The organism is Mesorhizobium sp. B2-7-2 (genome assembly GCF_006440775.1).
Lineage (GTDB): Bacteria > Pseudomonadota > Alphaproteobacteria > Rhizobiales > Rhizobiaceae > Mesorhizobium.
Genome location: NZ_VFTZ01000009.1, coordinates 120457 through 141818 on the forward strand (window position 1 = coordinate 120457; position 21362 = coordinate 141818).

Genomic DNA, 21362 nt, shown 5'->3' on the forward strand with positions numbered 1-21362 from the left:
GACGGATGAGGGGTGCTCCAGCGGAGTGAGACGTCGAAGATTGAAGGAATCCGCGCGCTTAATTCTGCTGCGTCGCGATCCTTCCAACACCCCTCATCCGTCGCCTTCGGCGACACCTTCTCCCGCAAGGGGAGAAGGAGAGGCGCTGCGTCACGGCATCAGCTGATATTCATAAAGCTTCTGGTAGAGCCCGCCCTGCTTGAGCAGCGTCTTGTGCGGGCCGCTTTCCACCACCTTGCCCTTTTCCAGCACCACGATCGTGTCGGCCTGGTGCACGGTCGACAGCCGGTGCGCGATCACGATCGTCGTGCGCCCGACGGTAAGCTGCTGCAGGGCGTCGCGGAACAGCGCTTCCGATTCGGCATCGAGCGCGCTGGTCGCCTCGTCGAGCAACAGGATCTCGGCGTTGCGCAGCATGGCGCGCGCGATCGAAATGCGCTGGCGCTGGCCCCCGGACAATAGCGAGCCGTTCTCGCCGACCTCCGTGTCGTAACCCTTGGTCATGGCGCTGATGAAGTCGTGCGCGTTGGCGGCCTTGGCGGCGGCGATCACCTCTTCGTTGGTCGCGTCCTCGCGGCCGAGGCGGATGTTGTGCATGACCGTGCCGGCAAACAGGAACGTGTCCTGGCTGACATAGGCGATCTTGCGCCTGAGCGAATCGAGCGTCGCGAACGAGATGTCCTGGCCGTCGAACATCACCTTGCCGGTCTGCGGATCATACATGCGCATGATCAAGTTCAGGATCGTCGACTTGCCGCTGCCCGACGGTCCGACCAGCGCCGTCATCTTGCCGGCGTCAAGCGTCAGGTTGAATCCTTCGAACACCGGCGGGCTTTCCGGATAGGCGAAGCCGACATTGTCGAAGCGGATTTCCCCCGGACCGGGTTGCAGCGGCGTTGCGCCGGGTTTCTCGGCCAGCGTCAGCGGCCGGTCGGCGAGCTGGAACATCATGCGCACGCCGACAATGCCCGTCTCCAGCGAGATGCGGACGCGGGCCAGGCGCTTTGCCGGCTCATAGGCCAGCAGCAGCGCGGCGATGAAGGCCATGATGTTGCCTGGCATCTGGCCGCCCTGCAGCACCAGCAGGCCGCTGACCAGCACGGCGCCGGCAATCGCCAGCCCGGCCAGCGTTTCCATCACCGGGCTGGTGGCGGCTTCCAGCGTGGCGATGTTGTTCGCACGGGTTTCGACGTCCGACACCGCCTTGTGCATGCGCCTGCGCATCGCGGCTTCGAGATTGAAGGATTTGACGACCCGCACGCCGATCGCCGTTTCCTGCATCACATGCACGATCTGGCCGAGCGAGATGAATTCCATCGCCGCGATCTTGCGGACGCGTCTCAGGATGCGGTTGACGCCATAGATCGCCACCGGTCCGACGACGAAGCAGATCAGCGACAGCGCCGGCTGCTGCCAGACCATGACCATCACCAGCACAACCAACGTCACCAGGTCCCGCACATAGGACGTGACGACGAGGTCGAGCACGCTGCGCGCCGCCTGCGCGTTGTTGGTCATGCGGGTGATCAGGTCGGAAGACGAGGTCGAATGGTAGAATTCGATGCCTTGCGCCAGGATACGGTCGTAGATCTTGCGCTGCCGGTCGGCAATGATGGCATTGCCGACGCGGCTCATGAAATAGGTCTGGACGAAAGTCGCGATGCCCTTGAGAACAAAGATCGCCGCCACACCCCCGGCAATCAGGTTGACGCGGTCTATCCGCTTATAGACCACGAACTCGTTGGTGATTTCGCGCAGGATCCAGGCGCTTGCCCCCGTCATGAGGGCGACCACCAGCATCGACAATATGGCCGCGCCATAGCCGAACTTATGGTCATGGAAGGATTCTCTTACCAGCCTCGCGATGAGGCGTTGGTTTTCCGTCGAGCGGAAGAAGCGAAACAACGGCCGATCCTATGGCTGGCTGCGAGAAATTCGGATTCGCCACAATGGCGCGTGGCGGCTTATAGAGCGAGTTGAGACCGGATGGAACCTTTCGCCATCGAGGGAAAGAAAAGGCTGCGGCAGGCTGTCTTTTCGGTCACGATGTTGCCGATTCCTGGAAAAGGGTGACGACAGATGGATTTCGACTTGATCATGCGCGGCGGCACGCTGCCGGATGGCAGGATTGCCGATATCGGCATTGCCGGCGAGACCATCGTCGCGATCGAACCAAAGCTCGAGGGTTCGGCGCCGGCCGAAATCGACGCGAGCGGCAATCTCGTCTCGCCGCCCTTCGTCGACCCGCATTTCCATATGGATGCAACGCTGTCCTACGGCATTCCGCGCATCAATGCGTCAGGCACGCTGCTCGAAGGCATCGCGCTATGGGGCGAGCTGAAGCCGCTGCTGACGCATGAGGCCGTGCGCGAGCGCGCGCTCGCCTATTGCGACTGGGCCGTGTCGATGGGCTTGCTCGCCATCCGCAGCCATGTCGATGTCTGCGACGACCGGCTGCTCGCGGTGGAAGCCCTGCTCGATGTCAAGAAAACCGTCGCGCCCTATATCGACCTGCAACTGGTCGCCTTTCCGCAGGATGGCCTCTACCGCTCGCCCAATGCTCGTGAAAACACCATCCGCGCGCTCGACATGGGCGTCGACATCGTCGGCGGCATCCCGCATTTCGAGCGCACCATGGCCGAGGGCGCCCGCTCGGTGACGGAGCTTTGCGAGATCGCGGCCAAACGCGGCCTGATGGTCGACATGCATTGCGACGAGACCGACGATCCGCTGTCGCGCCATATCGAGCAACTGGCCTATGAAACGCAGCGCCTTGGATTGCAGGGCAGGGTGGCCGGGTCGCACCTCACATCGATGCATTCGATGGACAATTATTACGTCTCGAAGCTTTTGCCGCTCATCGCCGAGGCCGGTGTATCGGCAATCCCCAATCCGCTGATCAACATCATGTTGCAGGGGCGCCACGACACCTTCCCGAAGCGGCGCGGCCTGACCCGGGTCAAGGAGATGCAGGCGCTCGGCATCAGCGTCGGCTGGGGCCAGGATTGCGTGCTCGATCCCTGGTATTCGCTGGGCACCGCCGACATGCTCGACGTCGCCTTCATGGGCCTGCATGTCGCGCAGATGTCGAGCCCTGCCGACATGGCGCGCTGCTTCGACATGGTGACCAACGTCAACGCCGCCATCATGGGGCTCGATCATCTGGGCCTGGCGGTCGGCAAGCGGGCGAGCCTCGTCGTGCTCGATGCCGGCAATGCGATCGAGGCCGTTCGCCTGCGTCCCGAGCGCCTCTGCGTCATCGCCAGGGGCAAGGTGGTGGCCGAACGCACTAGCCAGGAGACACGGCTGTCGATCGCGGGACGGCCGGCGCAAGTGAACCGGCGGCATAAAACAGCGTAGGTTCTCTGCCTCCCGGGTTGACCACTCGCATTGGCGGCGCTTTCGCCGGAGCTTCGTCATCCACGGGCGGAGCGGGAGCGAAGCGGACGCGCAGACCCGAGGATCCATGCCGTGGCCTCGCGCGAAGGGCGGAGGCGGCGCAGGACAAAGGTCGTTCTGCATCGCTGCGACGCCTAGAGGTAACGGCATGGATTCTATGGTCTGCGCCGCGTCGCTTCGCTCCTTGCTTCGCCATAGAATGACGAAGTCACGAGCGTTCATGCCAATCGCGAACCGTTCATGATACTTTGCGCTTCGGTCAACCTCGATTCCCGGCGCTGGTCTTACGAATTTCCCTCGTCAAACCCCTGGCTTGCGGCTAGGGAGCGGCATGGCCTCCCTCGCCCGCAATTTCACGATCAGGAACGTGTTGCTCGCCGGCATCCTGTTGATGCTGGCCGGCGACTTCATGTTCGCGCTGAACGACGCGATGGGCAAATGGCTGGTCGCTTCCTTCTCAGTCGGACAGGTGGTGCTGATCCGCTCGATCGGCGCCTTCTTCGTGCTCGGCCCGATGATAGCCAACCAGGGCACGACCAGGCTGTTTCACATGGACCGGCCGGTTTTGCAGTTCCTGCGTGTCGTGGCCACCACCGCCGATACCGGGCTTTTCTACGCCGCGGTCGTCTATCTGCCGCTGGCCGACGTGATGAGCTTCTACATGGCCGGGCCGATCTACGTCGCGGCGCTGTCGCACTTGCTGCTCGGCGAAAAGGTCGGCTGGCGGCGCTGGCTGGCGATCCTGGTCGGCTTCTGCGGCGTGCTGATCATCCTCAAGCCGTCCTCGGCGGCCTTCTCGCTGTCGTCGGCCTTCGCGCTGGTCGGCAGCATCGCCTTCGGCTTCGCCATCATCCTCGGCCGCCTCCTGCGCGGCACCAGCGACACGACTTTGGTCACCTGGCAGACGATCGGCACACTGATTGTCGGCGGCCTGCTCACCATCGGCGCTTGGCGCACGCCCTCGGCGCTCGATTTCGGCGCTATGCTTCTGCTCGGCGTCGTCTCTTGCGCCGCGCATCTGATGATCACCAGGGCATTGAAGCTGGCGCCGGCCTCGACGCTGGCGCCGCTGCACTACAGCCTGCTCCTGTGGGCGGTGGTCTTCGGACTGGTCTTCTTCGGCGACGTGCCCAGCCCGCGCATCCTCGTCGGCGCGGCCATCGTCGTGCTTGCCGGCATGTTCATCTTCCATCGCCAGAAGGTGGTGGAGACCGGGGTGCCGCCGGAGAACGTGCCGAAGGGCGTGAATTAATGCATGTCGCGCAAAAGTGTGCAGCGGTTTTGCGAAACGACATGCATGAAAACAAATGCTTTAAGGCTTGGCTTTCCTAACCCCCGCGCACGGCGGCGAGGTGCCGCGAAAATTCAGCGGTCTCCATCAGCGCATTGCAGCGGGCGAAGCGACCGTCGGCATAGGCGCGGAAATCGTCGGCCGGATTGTCGTTGGCGAGCTGGATCAGTCCCCAGAGCGTCCAGAGCAGGTCGCACATCGCTTTGTAGATGACGATACGTCCGCGCGCCGCCGGCCTCGCCTCGCCGCCGAAATAGGCGCGCATCAGTTCCTCGTCCTGGTCCGCATCGAACCTGCCCTCGACCGAGAGGTCGCCGAGGTCCCACAGCGGATCGTTCATGCCGGAATATTCCCAGTCGACGATCCACATCCGCTCGCCCGTATCGAGGAAATTCTCGCACAGCGGGTCGCAATGGCAGGCGGCGAGCGCGATGGGGTGCGCGGCAAGCGCCGCGCGCACCGCGCCTGCCTCGCGCACCACGTCGTGATAGCCGGCGGGCAGCGCCACGTCCTTCGTCGACAAGACCTTGAGATAGTCGTCGATCATCGCGAACAATTCGAAGCGGAAGGGAAACACCGCGCCCGATGAATGCAGCTTGCGGAAGGCTTGGCCCGCTCGCGCGGGGCTGCCCGACCGCGCCTTGAATTTCTCCGGCGACATCGTCTCGGCGCCGGCGATGAAGCGCGTCGCCATCAGGCCGGACGCCGGATCGGCATAAAGCACTTCGGGACTGACGCCGGCCTTGGCCGCCTCGCGCGCCGCCACCGCCTCGTTGGCGCGGTTGATATATTCTTGCGTGCCCTTGCCGGGAATGCGCAGACACGCTTCGCCGGCCCGGTAAACCTTGTTGGTCAGGCCGCCCAAACGCTCCAGCGGTCCGTCATAGCCTGCCAGCGCCGGAATGGCGGCCAACGCGGCGCGCGCCTCGTCCATCGTCACCCCCTTCACCATCCCACGATATTTTATAGCGGAACGGTTCCACAGTTTTTGCCGCTTGGCTACCATTGCGGGTACGAATCGGCGGCGGGAGCAGAAATGGCGGACGGCAAGCACAGCGGCTCGCTAAACGCGGCCTACGCCGCGAAGCGGCCTGAGGAAGTGGCGGCGATCTATGACAGCTGGTCCGAGACCTATGATGCCGACATGTCGGCCGCCGGCTATCGCCACCCGACGATCTGCCTGGCGCTGCTTGCCAGGCACCTGCCGCGCGGCGCCGAACCCTTGCTCGATGCCGGCGCCGGCACTGGCCTGATCGGCGAATGGCTGGCCATCACCGGCTATCCGAAGGTCGAGGCGCTCGACATCTCGCAAGGCATGCTGGACAAGGCCGGCGCCAAGGGCGTCTACAGTGCGCTGCATCGCCTGGCGATGGGCGACGCTTTGCCCTTCGCCGACGGCGTCTATGCCGGCATTGTTTCGGCGGGCGTCTTCACCTCGGGCCATGTCGGGGTCGAGGGACTGGACGAGTTGATCCGCATCTGCCGTCCAGGCGGGATCATCGTGCTGACCGTCAAGAACACGCTGTGGCAATCAGGCTTCGCCGAGCGCATTGCCGGACTTGAGGCTCAGGGCAGGTTGAAGCGCGTCGAGGAAACGGCGCCTTACGCCTCGATGCCGGGCGAGTCCGATACCGTGCCAAGCAGGGGACTTGTGCTGCGCGTCAGCTGACCATTCAGGCCTTTATCCTTGCCCCGGCCGGATCGTACATCGCCTCGAGATGGATTTTTGCCGGCGTGCGTTCCATCGCCACGACAAGCTCATAGTCGCCTGAGGCGAGGAACCCATCGCTGACGCCGTCGGCATTGCGCACATAGCCGTAGCCGATATTCTTTCCCACCGTGTAGCCGTAGCCGCCGCTGGTGAGATAGCCGACCGGCTCGCCATTGCGCAGGATCGTCTCGCGTCCGACCAGCACGATCCCCGGGTCGTCCACCGTGAAGCCGGCAAAGCTTTTCGTCGGCGGCTTGCCGGCCGTCTTCTCCAGCGCCCGGCGTCCGACGAAGTCGGTATTCTTGCGAAGCTTCACGGCCCAGCCGAGACCCGCTTCCAGCGGCGTGTCGTTCGGCGTGATGTCGGAACCCCAGGCGCGATAGCCCTTCTCCAGTCGCAGCGATTCCAGCGCCCGGTAGCCGACCGGGCGAATGCCATGCGCCTTGCCCGCCGCCATCAGCGCATCGAAAATCTCGCCGGTGGCGGCGATCGGCACATGCAGCTCCCAGCCCAGTTCCCCGACATAAGTGACGCGCAGCGCCTTCACGCTATGGCCGGCGATTGCGATCTCGCGGGCATGGCCGAAGGGGAAGGCGGCGTTCGAGACATCGGCGTCCGTCACCGCCGACAGCACGTTGCGGGCGCGTGGCCCCATCAGCGACAGCGTGCCGAAATCCTCCGTGACGTCGGTCAGCCTGGCGTCGAGGCCGGAGCCGATATGGTCGGCGATCCAGGACAGGTCATGCGTGCGGAAGCCGGTGCCGGTGACGATGTAGAAGCGGTCCTCGCCGAGCCGCGACACGGTGAGGTCGGCCTCGATGCCGCCGCGCGTGTTGAGAAGCTGCGTGTAGGTCAACCGTCCGACCGGCTTGTCGACGTCGTTGGCGCAGATCCAGTCGAGCGCCTTCAGCGCGTCAGTGCCGGTCAGCTCATATTTGGCGAAGGACGACTGGTCGAAGATGCCGACCTTCTCGCGCACGTGAAGGTGCTCGTCGCCGACCGGGCCGAACCAGTTCTGGCGGCCCATCGAATAGACGTCCTCGGCGATCGCGCCATCCGGCGCGAACCAGTTCGGCCGTTCCCAGCCAAGCTTGGAGCCGAACACGGCGCGATGCATCTTCAGCCGCTCATAGAGCGGCGAGACGATGCCCGGCCGTCCGGACAGATATTCCTCGTGCGGGAAGCCGATCGTGTAATGCTTGCCATAGGCTTCCAGCGTGCGGTCGCGGACCCAGTCGCGATCGCGGTGCAGGCCGGAGAAGCGACGGATGTCGACCACCCAGAGATCGAGCGGCGCCTCGCCGTCGGCCACCCATTGCGCCAGCACCCAGCCGGCGCCGCCGCCAGACGCGATGCCGAAGGCGTTGAAGCCGGCGCCGACGAACATGTTGGCGCATTCGGGCGCTGCGCCGAGGATGAAGTTGCCGTCCGGCGTGAAACTCTCCGACCCGTTGATCATCTGCTTGACGCCGGCGGTTTGCAGCGCCGGAACACGCGCGATCGCCTGGGTCATGTGCTGCTCGAAATGATCGTAGTCGTCGTCGAAGAGACGGAACTCCCAGTCGTTCGGGACATCGCCGCCGGGAAGTCCGGTCGCCCAGGCCTGCGGGTTGGGCTCATAGCCGCCCATCACCAGCCCGCCGACCTCTTCCTTGAAATAGGTGCGGCGGTCGGGGTCGCGGATTGTCGGCGCGTCGGTCGCCAGGCCCGCGATCTTCTCGGTGATGATGTACTGGTGCTTGACCGGCTGCAGCGGCACGTTGATGCCGGCCATCGCGCCGACCTGCCGCGCCCATTGTCCAGCGCAGTTCACCACCTTGTCGCAGGCGATCTCGCCTTGTGAAGTCTTCACCGCCGTGATGCGGCCGTCCTTCATCGTGAAGCCGGTGACGCGCACGCCCTCGAACAGTTTCGCGCCATGCATGCGCGCGCCCTTGGCGAGCGACTGGGCGATGTCTGAGGGGCTTGCCTGCCCGTCGCTCGGCAGCCAGGAAGCGCCGACAAGGTCGCCTGTTTCCATCAGCGGCCACATGCGCTTCACTTCCGCCGGCGACAGCAACTGCATATCCATGCCGAAGCTTTTGGCCGTCGTCGCCAGCCGCTTGAACTCGGTCCAGCGGTCGGCGTTCGTCGCCAGCCGCAGGCAGCCGGTCATCTTCCAGCCGGTCGCCAGGCCCGTCTCGGCCTCCAGCCCCTTGTAGAGCTCGACCGAATATTTGAGCACGCGCGTGATCGAGGCCGAGGAGCGCAGCTGCCCGACCAGGCCGGCGGCGTGCCAGGTCGAGCCCGAGGTCAGCCTGCCCTGCTCGAGCAGCACCACGTCCGCCCCATGGTCGCGCGCCAGGTGGTAGGCAGTGGAACAGCCGATGATGCCGCCGCCGATGACGACGATTTCGGCATGGCTGGGCAAGATCATGATCTGGTTCCGTATTTCGTCCGGTAGTTGTCCAGTGCCGCGTCGAGCCGGACGAGGTTTTCCTCGCTATAGGCGACGTAGTCGATGCCGGGCGCGTCGAGATAAAGCTCGGACACCATGCTCCACATCGCTTCGCGCAGCAGCGAGGCGCATTGCATGGCGGCATGCGAGCGGCGGATTTCGCCGTCCGGTTCCTTCATGAAATAGGCGGTCATGAAGGCGAAGGATTCGTCATCGCTCAGGCCGGCGTTGGAGGCGGCGCCGGCGAGGTCGAACATTGCCGTGTTGAAGCCGGCATATTCGAAATCGATCAGCCACAGCCGCTTGCCGTCATCGAGGATGTTGGCCGGCAAAAGATCGTTGTGGCCGAAGACGATCGGCAGCAGTTTTTGCGCCCGCTCGAGCTCGTCCGCCAGGGCCAGATAACGTGGCAGCTCGCTCTTCTTGCGGCTGCCGCCCTCGTCCAGCGTGCGTGCATAGTCGCGGATGACGTGGAACACCCAGAACATGAAGCCGGCGCCGGAGACATGTTTGGGCATCTCGCGGTGAAAGCCGCGCAGCAGCGCCGCCACGCGGCCGAGATTGGCCCGCACATCCTCTCCCAGGAAGGTCTTGGCGCCGAGAAATTCCGTCACCAGGATGCCGGGCTCGGCATAATGCACGGCCGGCGCGAAGCCCGCCGCATGAGCCGCCCGCGCGGTCATCACCTCACGCTCGCGAAAGACATGGTGGAACGGGAAGTCCTGGCCGAAGCGCACGACATGCCGCCCGGCAGCGTCCGTCACGACAAAATTGGCGTTGCTGAGGCCGCCCGGCAGCGGCTCGATCTCGATGCCGCCGTTCCAGCACGGCAAGGCGCGGATGCGGTCTTCGGCGCTCACGGCTTCGCTCCGGCCCCAACCGGTCCCGCGGAAAACAAGGCTGGGAGAACATGAAAAAGCCTCGTCGGTGCGAGACGCCAGGATCGGTATCCCGCACCGCACCGACGAGCCCCTTGGCCAGGCATGATATCCCGGCATCCGCCCCCGCGGATTCGATAAAAGCTCGCGCCTGGCTGGTTCCAGGCGATCTGGTCACTAGGTTGCGGCTCTGCCATCACCCTCCCGCGGCAGTTCCGAGCCTGTCACAAGGTCAATGTCACGCCAGCGTGGCAGCGCTGTCAATCCAAAAGCTGCGACCTTTTTTGGGTGTTTTGCCCGAAAGTATAAGCAATTTCTTTCAAAGCGCTGCCAAAGCCTTAAATTCGGTCAGAATTCCCGGACACACCCGATGATCCATTCGAAACGGCACGGCGAAATCCTGCGGCTCCTCAGCGAGGAGGGCACGATCACCATAGCCAGCCTCGCCGAGCGGCTTGGCGTTTCGCTGGAAACAGTGCGGCGCGATATCAAGCCGCTCGCCGATGACGGGTCGGTGCTGAAGATGCACGGCGCCGTGGGTCTTGCCTCGATGCTGGGCGAGGCGCCGTTCGAACGGCGCATGCGCGAGAATGCCGAAGCCAAGCGCCTGATCGCCAGGATGGTCGCGGCCACGATCCGCGATGGCGAGGCGATCATGCTCGATACCGGCACGACCACGTCCTTCCTCGCGCGCGAGCTGCTCGGCCATCGCCGGCTGACGGTGGTCACCAATTCCTCCGACATTGCCCGCACGCTGGCGACTGTGAACGGCAACAAGGTCTACATGGCGGGCGGCGAGCTGCGCAGCGATTCAGGCGCGGCTTTCGGCATTTCGGCGATCGAGTTCGTCAGCCGCTTTTCGGTCGATCATGCGGTGATCTCGATCGGAGCCGTCGATGCGGCCGCCGGCCTGACCGACTACGATCTGGACGAGGCGGAGTTCGCCCGCATGGTGCTCTCGCGCGGCCAGCGCTCGCTGGTCGTCACCGACCATTCCAAGTTCGGCCGCCAGGGACTTGTCCGGGTTTGCGGCTTCGACGGCTTTTCCGAGCTCGCCACCGACCAGCCGCCGCCACGCGATATAGCCGCCGCGCTGAGCCAGGCCGGCGCCCGGCTCAGTATCGCCGCGGCCTGACGGCGCCCAAGGAATAAGAGGCTAGCCGAACACCAGCGACTGGTGCGCCGCAACCCCGGCCATCGCGCCGCCCGACACCGCGAAGGCGATGTTGTGCATCAGGCGCGCGGCGTCTCCTGCCGCGAAGACGCCAGGCACCGATGTCTGCTGCTTGTCGTCCACGACGATCGCCTTGCCGAGCGGGCCTTCGTTGAAGGCGCAGCCCAGCTGCTCGGCGAGCGGGCTTGCCATCACGTTGCGCGGCGCGGTGAACAGCGCCCGCACGCTCGCGCTGCGATTGCCGTCGAGCCTGACGACCAGGCCGCCGGACCCGTCGTTCTGCACTTCGCTCACCTTGCCCGGCTCGAACCGGATGTTGCGCTTCTCCAACGCCCGCGCCTGGTCAGCGTCCGGTTCGAACAAACCGTCGGCGAACAGCGTGACGTCGCCCCAGTCGGAGATCAGCTCGGCCTGGTGCAGCGACATCGGTCCGGTCGCCAGCACGCCGAGCGGCCCGCCGGCCACCTCGTAGCCATAGCAATAAGGACAATGCAGCACCGTCTTGCCCCACTGCGCGGCCAGTCCGGGAACGTCCGGCAGGATGTCCCGGACACCGGTGGCGAGCACCAGCCGCGTCGCGCCGAAACCCTCGCCATCGTCTATCCGGACCTCGAAGCCGCTGCCGGCAATGGCGGCCCGCTCGGCGCGGCCGTCGATCACGCTGACGGCAGGATAGGCAAGCAGCTGTCGCCTGGCCTCGTCGAGAATGTCCGCCGGCGCCCGTCCGTCCTGGCCGAAGAAGCCGTGCGAATGTTCGGCGAAGCGGTTCCGCGGCTGCCCGGCATCGATCACCAGCACCTTGCGCCGCCCGCGCGCCGCATACATGGCGGCGGACAGGCCGGCAAAGCTGCCGCCGACGACGATCACATCATACTGCATGGCTGGATACTCCAATGAGGTCATAACGGCGGCGGAAATCGGCCGTCAGGTCGGCCAGCGTGATATTGCTGAGCCGCTCAGTGAGCAGCCTTTCCGCCTCCAGGCGAAAATCGTCGAGCACGGCGATCACCGCCTGCTCGACGAGGCATCCGGGACTTTCCGGTTCGGTGCTGAACGGCAACAGCGTCTCGCCGAGCGCGCCGCTGATCTCGGCCAGCGAGATCTTGTCCGGCGCGCGGCCGAGCTGCCAGCCGCCGCCATGGCCGCGCGACGAGGTGACGATGCCGGCCTCGCGCAGCCCGGCGATGGTGCGTCGCACCACCACCGGATTGGTGTGGATGAAGCCGGCAAGCTCTTCGGAGGTCAGCGCACGGTCGGGGGCCTCGGCCATATGGACCAGGATATGCAGGGTCGAGGACAGGCGGCTGTTGCGTTTCATGTAACTTAGCTAGTTACGAATCGCCCCAATGTCAAACTCGGCTGGACTGCCGCCAACGCACGGTTGTGCGTCAGGTCGGAAAGATCATCCGAAAACAGACGCCGCCCTGCTTGCCGTCGAGCACCTCGACTTTGCCGCCATGCAGCTGCATCAGGTCGCGAACAAGGTTGAGGCCGAGGCCGGCGCCATGGTCCTGCGGATGCAGGCGATAGAAGGGCTCGAAGATCCGCTCTCGTTCGGATGCCGGCACGCCGTCGCCTTCGTCCAGCACATCGATCATCGCGGGCAGGCTTACGCTGATGGTGATCCGGCCGGCCTTGCCGCCATGGTCGATCGCGTTCTGGACGAGATTGGTCACGGCGCGTTCGATGGCCGTGCGGTCTCCGCGCGCGATGAGCTTTTCCTTTGCCGGCTCGAACGACATCTCGTAGCCGGCGGCAAAAGCCATCGGCGCCAGGTCGATCACGACGTTGCGGGCAAGAAGGACCAGGTCAACCGGCCCGAAATGCTCGGCCTGGCGATCGAGCCGCTGCAGGTCGAGCAACTGGTCGGCCAGCGTCGACAGCCGCGCGGCATCCTGCAACAGCCTGGCGCGCTCCGGTGTTGCCGGCAGCGCGGCGAGCCGGGTGTTGAGAATGGCGACCGGCGTTCTGAGCTCATGCGCGGCATCGGTCAGGAAACGCTTGTGCTGTGCATAACCGGCATCGAGCCGCGACAAGGCGGCATTGACCGCATCGACCAGCGGCGTGACCTCCTTCGGCACCCCATCCAGCGGCAACTGCGCGCCGCGCTTGTCGATCTCGATCTGCTCCGCCGCGCGCGCCGCGTTGCCGAGGCCGGAAAGCGCACCGCGCACCACCCAGGGTGTCGCAAACAGCGTGGCGAGCGCCATCAGCCCGGCCAGCGGCAATATTCCCCACAGGAAAAGATTTGGCGCCTGTCCGAGCACCCGAAACAAAGCAAGCTTCCCCTTGGTGCCGCTCATGATCTGGACCTTGCCGGCCGCCGTGTCCGACCACCGGATCTTTCCGCCCGGCGGCGATGCTTCGCCGACGGCGGGGTCGATGCGGGCATCGCTGATATTATCCAGCAGGCCGACAAAAGGCTGGAATTTCGCCGGCACGGTTCCTTCCTGAAGCCGATTTCCTTGCTGGTCGCGGATGATGAACCAGAGGTCCGGGACATCCGAACGCAGCCTGGTCAGATCGGAATTTTCCTTCAGCGCCAACGCCCCGTCGGCGTCGCGCGTCACCGCATCCGCCAGCACATCCATCGTGCCGTCCTCGTAATCGTGCGATATGATCCCGGTGGCGAGCATTGCGCCGATAATGCCGGCGATGATCAGCGTCAGCATCACGCATTGCAGGACGGCAATGCGCAGCACCAGGCTCCATTTCAGCGAACGCGGCCGGCGCAAGCTCATGTGATCTCGCGCAGCAGGTAGCCGACGCCGCGAATGCCGTTGATGACGACCCCGCCATCGGCTTCGCTGAGCTTGCGGCGCAGCCGCGAGACATGGGTATCGAGCGCGTTGGATTGGATCTCGTCGTCCAGCCCGAACACGGCTTCCATCAGGGCCTCGCGCTGCACCATGCGCCCCGTTCGCCGCATTAGCGCTTCCAGCACCAGCAGTTCGCGGCGCGGCAGGGCGAGCGGTTCGCCGCGGATCGAGGCTTCGCGGTGGCCGACGTCGAGCGAAACATGGCCGGAGCGGATGGTCTGGGCCTCGATCGCCGCCGGACGTCTCAGCAATGCTCGCAGCCGCGCCAGCAGTTCCTCGAAGGCGAAAGGCTTGGCCAGATAGTCGTCGGCGCCCATGTCGAGCCCGTCGACCTTGTCGGCGGTGTCGCCTCTGGCCGTCAGCATCAGCACCGGCGTCGTGTTCCTTGCTGCGCGAAGCTTCGGCACCAGCGTCAGCCCGTCGCCGCCCGGCAACTGCCGGTCGAGCAGGATCGCGTCATAGCCGTCTACCGCCACGAACCCTTCCGCTTCCAGCAGCGAGCCGGCATGGTCGACCACCATGTCGTGCCGCCACAGTGCGGCCCGCAATGCCGAAACCATTTCCGGCTCATCCTCGACCAGCAGGATACGCATTCAACATCCCTTGCAATCCCTCGCCGGCCGATTATCGCGCCAAGATTGCGCAAACATGGCGCCGGTTCTCGCCGATGCGCGAGCCTTTTCTTTCGTGCCACCACGCGATGCGCAATGTCCATGCAATCCGCCACCCGCAAACAGCGCCTTGTCGAATGCCGGGCAGCCCGATTCGCCCGCGCAAGCAATGAGGTCAACATGCCTGCAAGCGATGCTCTATCCTTCCTGATGGCCTGGACGCTGGCGCCGTTCCGGGTGGGTTCGGTCACGCCCTCGAGCCCGAGCCTAGCGGCGCTGATGACGCGCGAGATCGGTCCCGACTCAGGTCCGGTGCTGGAACTCGGGCCGGGCACAGGCCCCTTCACGCGCGCCCTGCTGCAGCGCGGGATCCGCGAAAACGACCTGACGCTGGTCGAGTCCGATCCGGATTTTGTCTCGCTGCTCGCGCGCCGCTTCCCGGCGGCGCGTATCGTCGAGATGGATGCGGCCGGCCTGCGCCATCTGCCGCTGTTCGATGGCCCGGTCGTCGGCGCGGCGGTCAGCGGACTGCCGTTTCGCCTGATATCGCCGCGCAAGTCATCCGCGATCCTGGAAGGCGTCTTTGCCAGTCTTCGGCCGGGCGCGGCGCTCTACCAATTCACTTATGGCCGCCGGTGTCCTTTCGACCAGACGGTGCTCGACAGGCTCGACCTCGAGGCGGTCCGTATCGGCGGCACCTTTCGCAACTTTCCGCCGGCGTCGGTCTATCGTGTCTCCAGGATCAAGAGCCTCGGCACCTATGACTGGCGCTTCGCATGACCGATCTCCTGTCGGCGGCACTCGGACTTGGCCTGATCGGGCGCCGCCTGTCTCGCTCTCACCGAAAAGATCCTGCCTGTGCCGCCGTCGCACGTGCTGCTGCTCTTTCTCGGCATGACCAGGGCGTCTGACTTGGCGGCACTCGGCGTCCTGCTGGCGGTGACGACCTTGGCTTCGACGGCCGGTTTGCCTGTTCTGGTGTTCGATGGCTGCCCGGCTCGGGCCTGCGCGCGCCGAAGCCCTCGTCGGGCGCTTCGGCCGCTATATTCCTTCGCCACGAAACCTATCTGCGTTTCTCCGGCGCCTACCGCCGCAACCAAATGCAAGCCTCGCTGCTGGCGCAGTTCGTGCCGACGGTGCGCAATTATCTGCCGATCGCCGCCGGCGCGCTGCGCCTGCCGGCCTTGTCATTCGCTTTGGCCACCTTGCTTGGCGCGATGCTGTGGAACGCCGGCTTCCTTCTTGCCGGCTATGCGATGCGCGACGGCGTCCACGATCTGCCGACGGTGGCGCTTCGCATCATGGCGGTCGTGCTCGCGCTGGAAGTCACGTTCTTCATTGCGCTGCGCGCCCGCTGGCACCGCGTCGCAAGAGGCTAGGAGTTGCCGGCGTGAACAAGCCGGCTGCGCCCGCTTCCTTTCCCGCGCGCGCCGGTGTTTAGTCCGGCCATGGCTTTCACCATCCGCCAATTGCAGTTCTTCGTCGCCGTCGCCGAGCAGGGCACCGTCTCGGGCGCCGCGCAGAACCTGTCGATTTCCCAGTCCTCGGTCACCGAGGCGATCAAGGAGCTAGAGAGCGATCTCGGCGTCGAGCTCTTCGAGCGCCATCCGCGCGGCTTGAACATCACCCATAAGGGCCACCAGTTCCTGCGCCACGCGACCAAGATCCTGGCCGACGTTTCCGACGCGCGCCGCTCTTTCTCCAGCGAGCAGGCCGCCGCCGGCGGCCGTCTGCAGCTCGGCGTCACCTCGCTGGTCGCCGGCTATGTGCTGTCCGACCTGCTCGCCCGCTACCGGCGCGCCTATCCCGGCGTCGAGGTCTCGGCAATCGAGGACAATGGCGATTATCTCGAGCACCTTCTGGTCGGCGGCAAGCTCGACATCGCCGTCATGGTGACGTCCAATCTGCGCGACCGAACGGCGCTGCAGTCGGAAATCCTGGAAGTTTCGGCCTACCGACTGTGGATTCCGCTCAGCCACAGGCTCGCCAGCGCCGACATCATCGGGGTCAATGACATCGTCTCCGAGCCGCTGATCATGCTTACCGTCGACGAGATCGAGGAGAACACCGGCAAGCTGCTGTCGGCGATCGGCGCCAGGCCGCATGTCGCCTTCCGCACCCGCTCGGTCGAGGCGGTGCGCAGTCTGGTCGCCACCGGCGCCGGCGTGGCGCTGCTGCCCGACCTCGTCTACAGGCCCTGGTCGCTGGAAGGCGATCGCATCGAATCGCGCGACGTTTCCGGCTCGCTGCCGGTGGTTCAGGTCGGCACGGTCTGGCGTCGCGGCTCCGCCCTGCCGCAGGCGGCTCGCGATTTCATCGGCCTCGCGCAGTCGCAGCGCATGGTGCGCCAGCGGCCGTGATCAAGCAATTCCAGGAAAAGTGTGGAGCGGTTGGGTTCGGCGACTTCGCCGTAGCCCTCCGTCCGGAATTGCGTCAAAAAGTATCGGTAAAACCGATATCGGCTTTCTGATAAATGAATTTGCGAAACCGGATTTTTCACCGCACTTTCGCTCAGGGAACAAAGCTGCGCCCCGAGAGCGCTGCCGTCGGAGCATGAAGCTCCGACCCTTTGTAGTTTGCGCATGATCCTTTCCGAAAACCGAGCCGGTTTTCGGGGTCATGCGCCAAAATGGGAGATCGATAATGAATGCATTCCTGAAGTCGTGCACGGCGCTGACTGTCGCGCTGACTTTTTCCGCGCAGGCCATGGCCCAGGTCAAGGAACTCGGCAAGGGCGAGGGCGAGGTCAACATCGTTGCCTGGCCGGGCTATATCGAGCGCGGCGAGACCGACAAGGGCTATGACTGGGTGACGGCTTTCGAGAAGGAAAGCGGTTGCAAGGTCAACGTCAAGACCGCCAACACCTCGGACGAGATGGTCTCGCTGATGAACGAAGGCGGCTTCGACCTGGTCACCGCATCGGGCGATGCTTCACTGCGCCTCGTTGCCGGCAAGCGTGTGCAGCCGATCAACACCGATCTCATCCCAAGCTGGAAGACCGTCGACGACCGGCTGAAGGACGCGCCCTGGTTCACCGTCGACAAGGTGCATTACGGCGTTCCCTACCAGTGGGGTCCGAACATCCTGATGTACAACACCGAAGTCTTCAAGGAAGCGCCCAAGAGCTGGAACGTCGTCTTCGAGGAGATGAAGCTGCCCGACGGCAAGTCGAACAAGGGCCGCGTCCAGGCCTATGACGGCCCGATCCATATCGCCGACGCCGCCAACTATTTGATGTTCCACAAGCCGGAGCTCGGCATCAAGGACCCCTACGAGCTCAACGAGGACCAGTACAAGGCGGCGCTCGAGCTCTTGCGCACGCAGCGCACGCTGGTCGGCCGCTACTGGCATGATGCCGCGATCCAGGTCGACGACTTCCAGAACGAGGGCGTGGTCGCTTCCGGCTCCTGGCCCTATCAGGTCAACACGCTGGTCGCCGCCAAGAAGCCGGTCGCCTCGACCGTGCCGGAAGAGGGCGTCACCGGCTGGGCCGACACCACCATGATGGAAGCCGACGCCGCCCACCCGAACTGCGCCTATATGTGGCTCGAGCATTCCTTGTCGCCGAAGGTCCAGGGCGACGTTTCGGCCTGGTTCGGCTCGCTGCCCGTCGTGCCCGCCGCCTGCAAGGGCAACGAGCTTTTGACCGACGAGGGTTGCAAGACCAACGGCTACGACAATTTCGACAAGATCAAGTTCTGGAAGACGCCGGTGTCGAAATGCGCCAGCCAGAACGACCAGTGCGTGCCCTATTACCGCTGGGTGTCGGACTATATCGGCGTCATCGGCGGCCGGTGAGCTCCCTTACCCTCCTTGTGGGGAGGGTCGACGCGTAGCGTCGGGGTGGGGGTCAGCATGGACGTTGGCGCCAACCACCCCCACCCGCGGCTTCGCCGCGACCTCCCCATCGAGGGGAGGTAGGGCGTCGTGCGAACTCACCTTCGTTTAACCGGCAACTGAACTGACTGGGCCCATGACCTCTGCCGTTTCCTTCAAACAAGTCTCGCGCCATTTCGGCAGCGTGCGCGCCGTCGACGCTGTCGATCTCGACATCGTGGCCGGCGAGTTCTTCGCCATGCTCGGGCCGTCCGGGTCCGGCAAGACGACCTGCCTGCGTCTCATCGCTGGCTTCGAGCAGCCGACGGCAGGCTCGATCTCCATCTTCGGTGAGCGCGCCGAAGGCGTTCCGCCCTATCGCCGCAACGTCAACACCGTCTTTCAGGACTACGCGCTGTTTCCGCATTTGAACGTGCTCGACAACGTCGCTTATGGCCTGATGGTCAAGGGCGTCGGCAAGGCCGAGCGGCTGAAGGCGGCCGAGGAAGCGCTCTCGCTGGTGCGCCTGCCGGGCTACGGCGCGCGCCGCCCCGGCCAGCTTTCCGGCGGCCAGCGCCAGCGCGTGGCGCTCGCCCGCGCGCTGGTCAACCAGCCCAAGGTGCTTTTGCTCGACGAGCCGCTCGGCGCGCTCGACCTCAAGCTGCGCGAGAACATGCAGGAGGAGTTGAAGTCGCTGCAGAAAGTGCTCGGCATCACCTTCGTCTTCGTCACCCACGACCAGGGCGAGGCGCTGTCCATGGCCGATCGCGTCGCCGTCTTCAACGACGGCAAGATCATGCAGGTCGGCACGCCGGAGGATATCTACCAGCGGCCGAACACGCGCTTCGTGGCCGATTTCGTCGGCTCGTCCAATGTGCTGCCGCCGGATTTCGTCCAGCGCTATGCGGGCCAACACCGCTGGGGCAGCCTGCGCCCGGAGTCGATCCGCATCTCCAGCGCGGCAAGCGGCAACGGCGTTGCCGCGCGCCTGGTCGGGACCAATTATCTCGGCGCCACGACAAGGCTGGCGCTCGATGCCGATGGGCTGAGGCTGCATGCGGTGCTGCCGGCGGGAATGGCGCTGCCGGCCGAGGGCGAGGCGGTGATGCTGACCTTCAACCGCGACAGCCTGCATCTGATGGACGAGCCGGCATGATGAAGGTTTGCGCGAGGCCCCCCTCTCTGTCCTGCCGGACATCTCCCCCTCAAGGGGGGAGATTGGCTGTCCTGTCGGGTTTCGCCAATCTCCAACGTGGCAGGATGGGCGAGGCCGAGAAACTGCTGATCTCCCCCCCTGAGGGGGAGATGTCCGGCAGGACAGAGAGGGGGGCGAAGGATCGCGACCTCGGTTCGTACACGGTGGCGCCATGACCGTCGCCGCCCTCAGTTCCAACCCCACCCCCGCCATCCTGCCCGGCAGCGGCGGCATGCGTGGCGCGCTCTCCGACCTCTTCTGGCGCCGGCCAAAGCTGCTCCTCCTCCTGATGCTCGCCCCGCCGGTTCTCTGGCTGGGCATCGTCTATATCGGCTCGCTGTTCGCGCTGCTCCTGCAGAGCTTCTTCTCGATCGACGAGTTTTCCGGCCTCATCAACCGCGAGTTCACGCTGAAGACCTATGGCGACCTGTTGCAGGCCGCCAATCTCGACATCATCCTGCGCACGGTGACGATGGCGGCGCTGGTCACGCTTGCCTCGGCGATCATCGCTTTCCCCATCGCCTATTACGCGGCGCGCTATGCGCGCGGCCGCTGGAAGGCGCTGTTCTATCTCGGCGTCATGCTGCCGCTGTGGTCGAGCTACCTGGTCAAGATCTACGCCTGGAAGCTGATCCTCGCCAAGGAAGGCATCCTCACCTGGCTGCTCGCCAAGCTGAACCTTCTGTGGCTGCTCGACGCGTGGCTGGCGCTGCCGATCGTCGGCGGCAACTCGCTGTCGGTCTCCTTCACCGGCACCTTCATCGTCTTCGTCTATGTCTGGCTGCCCTTCATGATCCTCCCCGTTCAGGCCGCGCTCGAGCGCGTGCCCGGCAATCTCGTCGAGGCCTCTTCCGATCTCGGCGCCTCACCCGGCCAGACCTTCCGCAATGTGCTGTTCCCGCTGGCGCTGCCCGGCATCGTCGCCGGGTCGATCTTCACCTTCTCGCTGACGCTCGGCGATTACATCATCCCGCAGATCATCGGCACCTCGCGGCTGTTCATCGGCCAGGCCGTCTATTCGCAGCAGGGCACCGCCGGCAACATCCCTTTGGCCGCCGCCTTCACCGTGGTGCCCATCGTCATCATGGGCTTCTACCTCTGGGGCGCCAAGCGCATGGGGGCTTTCGATGCGCTCTGACCGTGGTCAATCCGCTCCGCTCGGCCTGAAGATCGCCGCCGCCTGCGGCCTGCTCTTCCTGCATTTGCCGATCCTGCTGATCTTCGTCTATGCCTTCACGACGGAAGAGAAGAGTTTCGTCTGGCCCCCGCCGGGGCTCACCACGCAATGGTTCGCCGTCACCTGGAACCGGCCCGACGTCTGGGAGGCGCTGTCGCTGTCGGTCCGGGTCGCCGCCATCTCAACGGCAATCGCGCTGGTGCTGGGCACGCTCTGCGCGGCGGCCGTCTCGCAGACGCGATTCTTCGGCCGCGAGGCTATCTCGCTGCTGGTCATCCTGCCGATCGCGCTGCCCGGCATCATCACCGGCATTGCGCTGCGCTCGGCCTTCGCGCTCGCCGATATCCCGTTCTCATTCTGGACGATCGTGCTCGGTCACGCGACCTTCTGCGTGGTCGTCGTCTACAACAACGCCGTCGCCCGCTTCCGCCGCACCTCGGGCTCGATGATCGAGGCTTCGATGGATCTCGGCGCCGACGGTTTCCAGACTTTTCGGCATGTCGTGCTGCCGAACATCGCAACCGCGCTGCTTGCCGGCGGCATGCTCGCCTTCGCGCTGTCCTTCGACGAGGTCATCGTCACCACCTTCACCGCCGGCCAGCAGCAGACCGTGCCGATCTGGATGCTGGAGGAGCTGATCCGCCCGCGCCAGCGCCCGGTCACCAATGTCGTGGCCATGGTCGTCGTACTGGTGACGTTACTGCCGATCCTCTTTGCCTATTACCTGACCCGCGACGGCGATCAGATTGCGGGCAGTGGAAAATGAAAAACAGCGAATAGGGAGTAGCGAATAGCGAATAGGGAAATCGATGGCCCAACCCTACTCGCTATTCGCTACTCCCTATTCGCTCCTG

General features: G+C 64.9%; 19 protein-coding genes. 11 read left to right on the forward strand and 8 right to left on the reverse strand.

The window, feature by feature from the left end; translation table 11 throughout:
- Positions 1-150: 150 nt before the first annotated feature.
- Positions 151-1905 (reverse strand): ABC transporter ATP-binding protein, encoded by a 1755-nt coding sequence (locus FJ425_RS14645; protein ID WP_140629125.1) that lies wholly within the window; start codon positions 1903-1905, stop codon positions 151-153.
- A 174-nt stretch (positions 1906-2079) separates the two neighbouring features.
- On the opposite strand from FJ425_RS14645, the gene FJ425_RS14650 reads away from it, so the two are divergent.
- Both FJ425_RS14650 and FJ425_RS14655 read left to right on the forward strand, forming a co-directional pair.
- Positions 2080-3360, forward strand: coding sequence for an amidohydrolase family protein (locus FJ425_RS14650; RefSeq protein WP_140629129.1), 1281 nt, complete (start codon positions 2080-2082; stop codon positions 3358-3360).
- 370 nt (positions 3361-3730) lie between these two features.
- Positions 3731-4651, forward strand: a complete 921-nt coding sequence (locus FJ425_RS14655; protein ID WP_140629131.1) for a DMT family transporter — start codon at positions 3731-3733, stop codon at positions 4649-4651.
- Between the two features lie 76 nt (positions 4652-4727).
- Here FJ425_RS14655 and FJ425_RS14660 read toward each other — a convergent pair whose 3' ends face one another.
- Positions 4728-5630: a phosphotransferase family protein gene (locus tag FJ425_RS14660; protein WP_140629135.1), complete on the reverse strand. Its 903-nt coding sequence runs from the start codon at positions 5628-5630 to the stop codon at positions 4728-4730.
- 96 nt (positions 5631-5726) lie between these two features.
- On the opposite strand from FJ425_RS14660, the gene FJ425_RS14665 reads away from it, so the two are divergent.
- Positions 5727-6359: a class I SAM-dependent methyltransferase gene (locus FJ425_RS14665; RefSeq protein ID WP_140629137.1), complete on the forward strand. Its 633-nt coding sequence runs from the start codon at positions 5727-5729 to the stop codon at positions 6357-6359.
- Positions 6360-6363: 4 nt separating this feature from the next.
- Here FJ425_RS14665 and FJ425_RS14670 read toward each other — a convergent pair whose 3' ends face one another.
- Positions 6364-8817: an FAD-dependent oxidoreductase gene (locus FJ425_RS14670; protein ID WP_140629140.1), complete on the reverse strand. Its 2454-nt coding sequence runs from the start codon at positions 8815-8817 to the stop codon at positions 6364-6366.
- Positions 8814-9698: a phosphotransferase family protein gene (locus FJ425_RS14675; RefSeq protein ID WP_140629142.1), complete on the reverse strand. Its 885-nt coding sequence runs from the start codon at positions 9696-9698 to the stop codon at positions 8814-8816. The genes FJ425_RS14670 and FJ425_RS14675 overlap by 4 nt, the downstream gene beginning before the upstream one ends.
- A gap of 388 nt (positions 9699-10086) precedes the next feature.
- On the opposite strand from FJ425_RS14675, the gene FJ425_RS14680 reads away from it, so the two are divergent.
- A complete protein-coding gene (locus FJ425_RS14680) occupies positions 10087-10851 on the forward strand; it encodes a DeoR/GlpR family DNA-binding transcription regulator (protein ID WP_140629145.1) in 765 nt (254 codons plus the stop codon).
- Positions 10852-10872: 21 nt separating this feature from the next.
- Here FJ425_RS14680 and FJ425_RS14685 read toward each other — a convergent pair whose 3' ends face one another.
- The 4 genes from FJ425_RS14685 to FJ425_RS14700 form a co-directional block, all read right to left on the reverse strand.
- Positions 10873-11769, reverse strand: a complete 897-nt coding sequence (locus tag FJ425_RS14685; protein WP_140629148.1) for an NAD(P)/FAD-dependent oxidoreductase — start codon at positions 11767-11769, stop codon at positions 10873-10875.
- Positions 11759-12208: an Rrf2 family transcriptional regulator gene (locus FJ425_RS14690; RefSeq protein ID WP_140629150.1), complete on the reverse strand. Its 450-nt coding sequence runs from the start codon at positions 12206-12208 to the stop codon at positions 11759-11761. Before FJ425_RS14690 ends, FJ425_RS14685 begins: the two co-directional genes overlap by 11 nt.
- A 70-nt stretch (positions 12209-12278) precedes the next feature.
- On the reverse strand, positions 12279-13631 hold the full coding sequence (locus FJ425_RS14695) for a HAMP domain-containing sensor histidine kinase (RefSeq protein ID WP_140724393.1): 1353 nt from the start codon (positions 13629-13631) through the stop codon (positions 12279-12281).
- Entirely contained in the window at positions 13628-14302 is a 675-nt protein-coding gene (locus FJ425_RS14700) for a response regulator transcription factor (protein ID WP_140724396.1), read from the reverse strand. Before FJ425_RS14700 ends, FJ425_RS14695 begins: the two co-directional genes overlap by 4 nt.
- 198 nt (positions 14303-14500) lie before the next feature.
- On the opposite strand from FJ425_RS14700, the gene FJ425_RS14705 reads away from it, so the two are divergent.
- From FJ425_RS14705 to FJ425_RS14740, 7 genes are all read left to right on the forward strand, one after another.
- Positions 14501-15100 (forward strand): methyltransferase domain-containing protein, encoded by a 600-nt coding sequence (locus FJ425_RS14705; protein WP_140724399.1) that lies wholly within the window; start codon positions 14501-14503, stop codon positions 15098-15100.
- Between the two features lie 263 nt (positions 15101-15363).
- The gene (locus FJ425_RS32010) at positions 15364-15699 is read left to right on the forward strand and encodes a VTT domain-containing protein (protein WP_281407506.1); all 336 of its coding nucleotides are present in this window, start codon (positions 15364-15366) and stop codon (positions 15697-15699) included.
- 69 nt (positions 15700-15768) lie between these two features.
- Positions 15769-16680, forward strand: coding sequence for a LysR substrate-binding domain-containing protein (locus FJ425_RS14715; protein ID WP_140629159.1), 912 nt, complete (start codon positions 15769-15771; stop codon positions 16678-16680).
- 283 nt (positions 16681-16963) lie between these two features.
- Positions 16964-18118: an ABC transporter substrate-binding protein gene (locus FJ425_RS14720; RefSeq protein ID WP_140724402.1), complete on the forward strand. Its 1155-nt coding sequence runs from the start codon at positions 16964-16966 to the stop codon at positions 18116-18118.
- Between the two features lie 175 nt (positions 18119-18293).
- The gene (locus FJ425_RS14725) at positions 18294-19292 is read left to right on the forward strand and encodes an ABC transporter ATP-binding protein (protein WP_140724405.1); all 999 of its coding nucleotides are present in this window, start codon (positions 18294-18296) and stop codon (positions 19290-19292) included.
- Between the two features lie 271 nt (positions 19293-19563).
- Positions 19564-20469 (forward strand): ABC transporter permease, encoded by a 906-nt coding sequence (locus tag FJ425_RS14735; RefSeq protein ID WP_181175926.1) that lies wholly within the window; start codon positions 19564-19566, stop codon positions 20467-20469.
- Complete coding sequence (locus FJ425_RS14740) at positions 20459-21274, forward strand: ABC transporter permease (RefSeq protein ID WP_140629170.1); 816 nt, start codon at positions 20459-20461, stop codon at positions 21272-21274. Before FJ425_RS14735 ends, FJ425_RS14740 begins: the two co-directional genes overlap by 11 nt.
- The last annotated feature ends 88 nt before the right edge of the window (positions 21275-21362 follow it).

Bases quoted from the DNA above. Each gene is read 5' to 3' on its own strand.
- FJ425_RS14650 (WP_140629129.1), top strand. From the start codon at position 2,080: ATGGATTTCGACTTGATCATGCGCGGCGGCACGCTGCCGGATGGCAGG.
- FJ425_RS14655 (WP_140629131.1), top strand. From the start codon at position 3,731: ATGGCCTCCCTCGCCCGCAATTTCACGATCAGGAACGTGTTGCTCGCC.
- FJ425_RS14665 (WP_140629137.1), top strand. From the start codon at position 5,727: ATGGCGGACGGCAAGCACAGCGGCTCGCTAAACGCGGCCTACGCCGCG.
- FJ425_RS14670 (WP_140629140.1), bottom strand. From the start codon at position 8,817: ATGATCTTGCCCAGCCATGCCGAAATCGTCGTCATCGGCGGCGGCATC.
- FJ425_RS14680 (WP_140629145.1), top strand. From the start codon at position 10,087: ATGATCCATTCGAAACGGCACGGCGAAATCCTGCGGCTCCTCAGCGAG.
- FJ425_RS14685 (WP_140629148.1), bottom strand. From the start codon at position 11,769: ATGCAGTATGATGTGATCGTCGTCGGCGGCAGCTTTGCCGGCCTGTCC.
- FJ425_RS14690 (WP_140629150.1), bottom strand. From the start codon at position 12,208: ATGAAACGCAACAGCCGCCTGTCCTCGACCCTGCATATCCTGGTCCAT.
- FJ425_RS14695 (WP_140724393.1), bottom strand. From the start codon at position 13,631: ATGAGCTTGCGCCGGCCGCGTTCGCTGAAATGGAGCCTGGTGCTGCGC.
- FJ425_RS14700 (WP_140724396.1), bottom strand. From the start codon at position 14,302: ATGCGTATCCTGCTGGTCGAGGATGAGCCGGAAATGGTTTCGGCATTG.
- FJ425_RS14705 (WP_140724399.1), top strand. From the start codon at position 14,501: ATGCCTGCAAGCGATGCTCTATCCTTCCTGATGGCCTGGACGCTGGCG.
- FJ425_RS14715 (WP_140629159.1), top strand. From the start codon at position 15,769: ATGGCTTTCACCATCCGCCAATTGCAGTTCTTCGTCGCCGTCGCCGAG.
- FJ425_RS14720 (WP_140724402.1), top strand. From the start codon at position 16,964: ATGAATGCATTCCTGAAGTCGTGCACGGCGCTGACTGTCGCGCTGACT.
- FJ425_RS14725 (WP_140724405.1), top strand. From the start codon at position 18,294: ATGACCTCTGCCGTTTCCTTCAAACAAGTCTCGCGCCATTTCGGCAGC.
- FJ425_RS14735 (WP_181175926.1), top strand. From the start codon at position 19,564: ATGCGTGGCGCGCTCTCCGACCTCTTCTGGCGCCGGCCAAAGCTGCTC.
- FJ425_RS14740 (WP_140629170.1), top strand. From the start codon at position 20,459: ATGCGCTCTGACCGTGGTCAATCCGCTCCGCTCGGCCTGAAGATCGCC.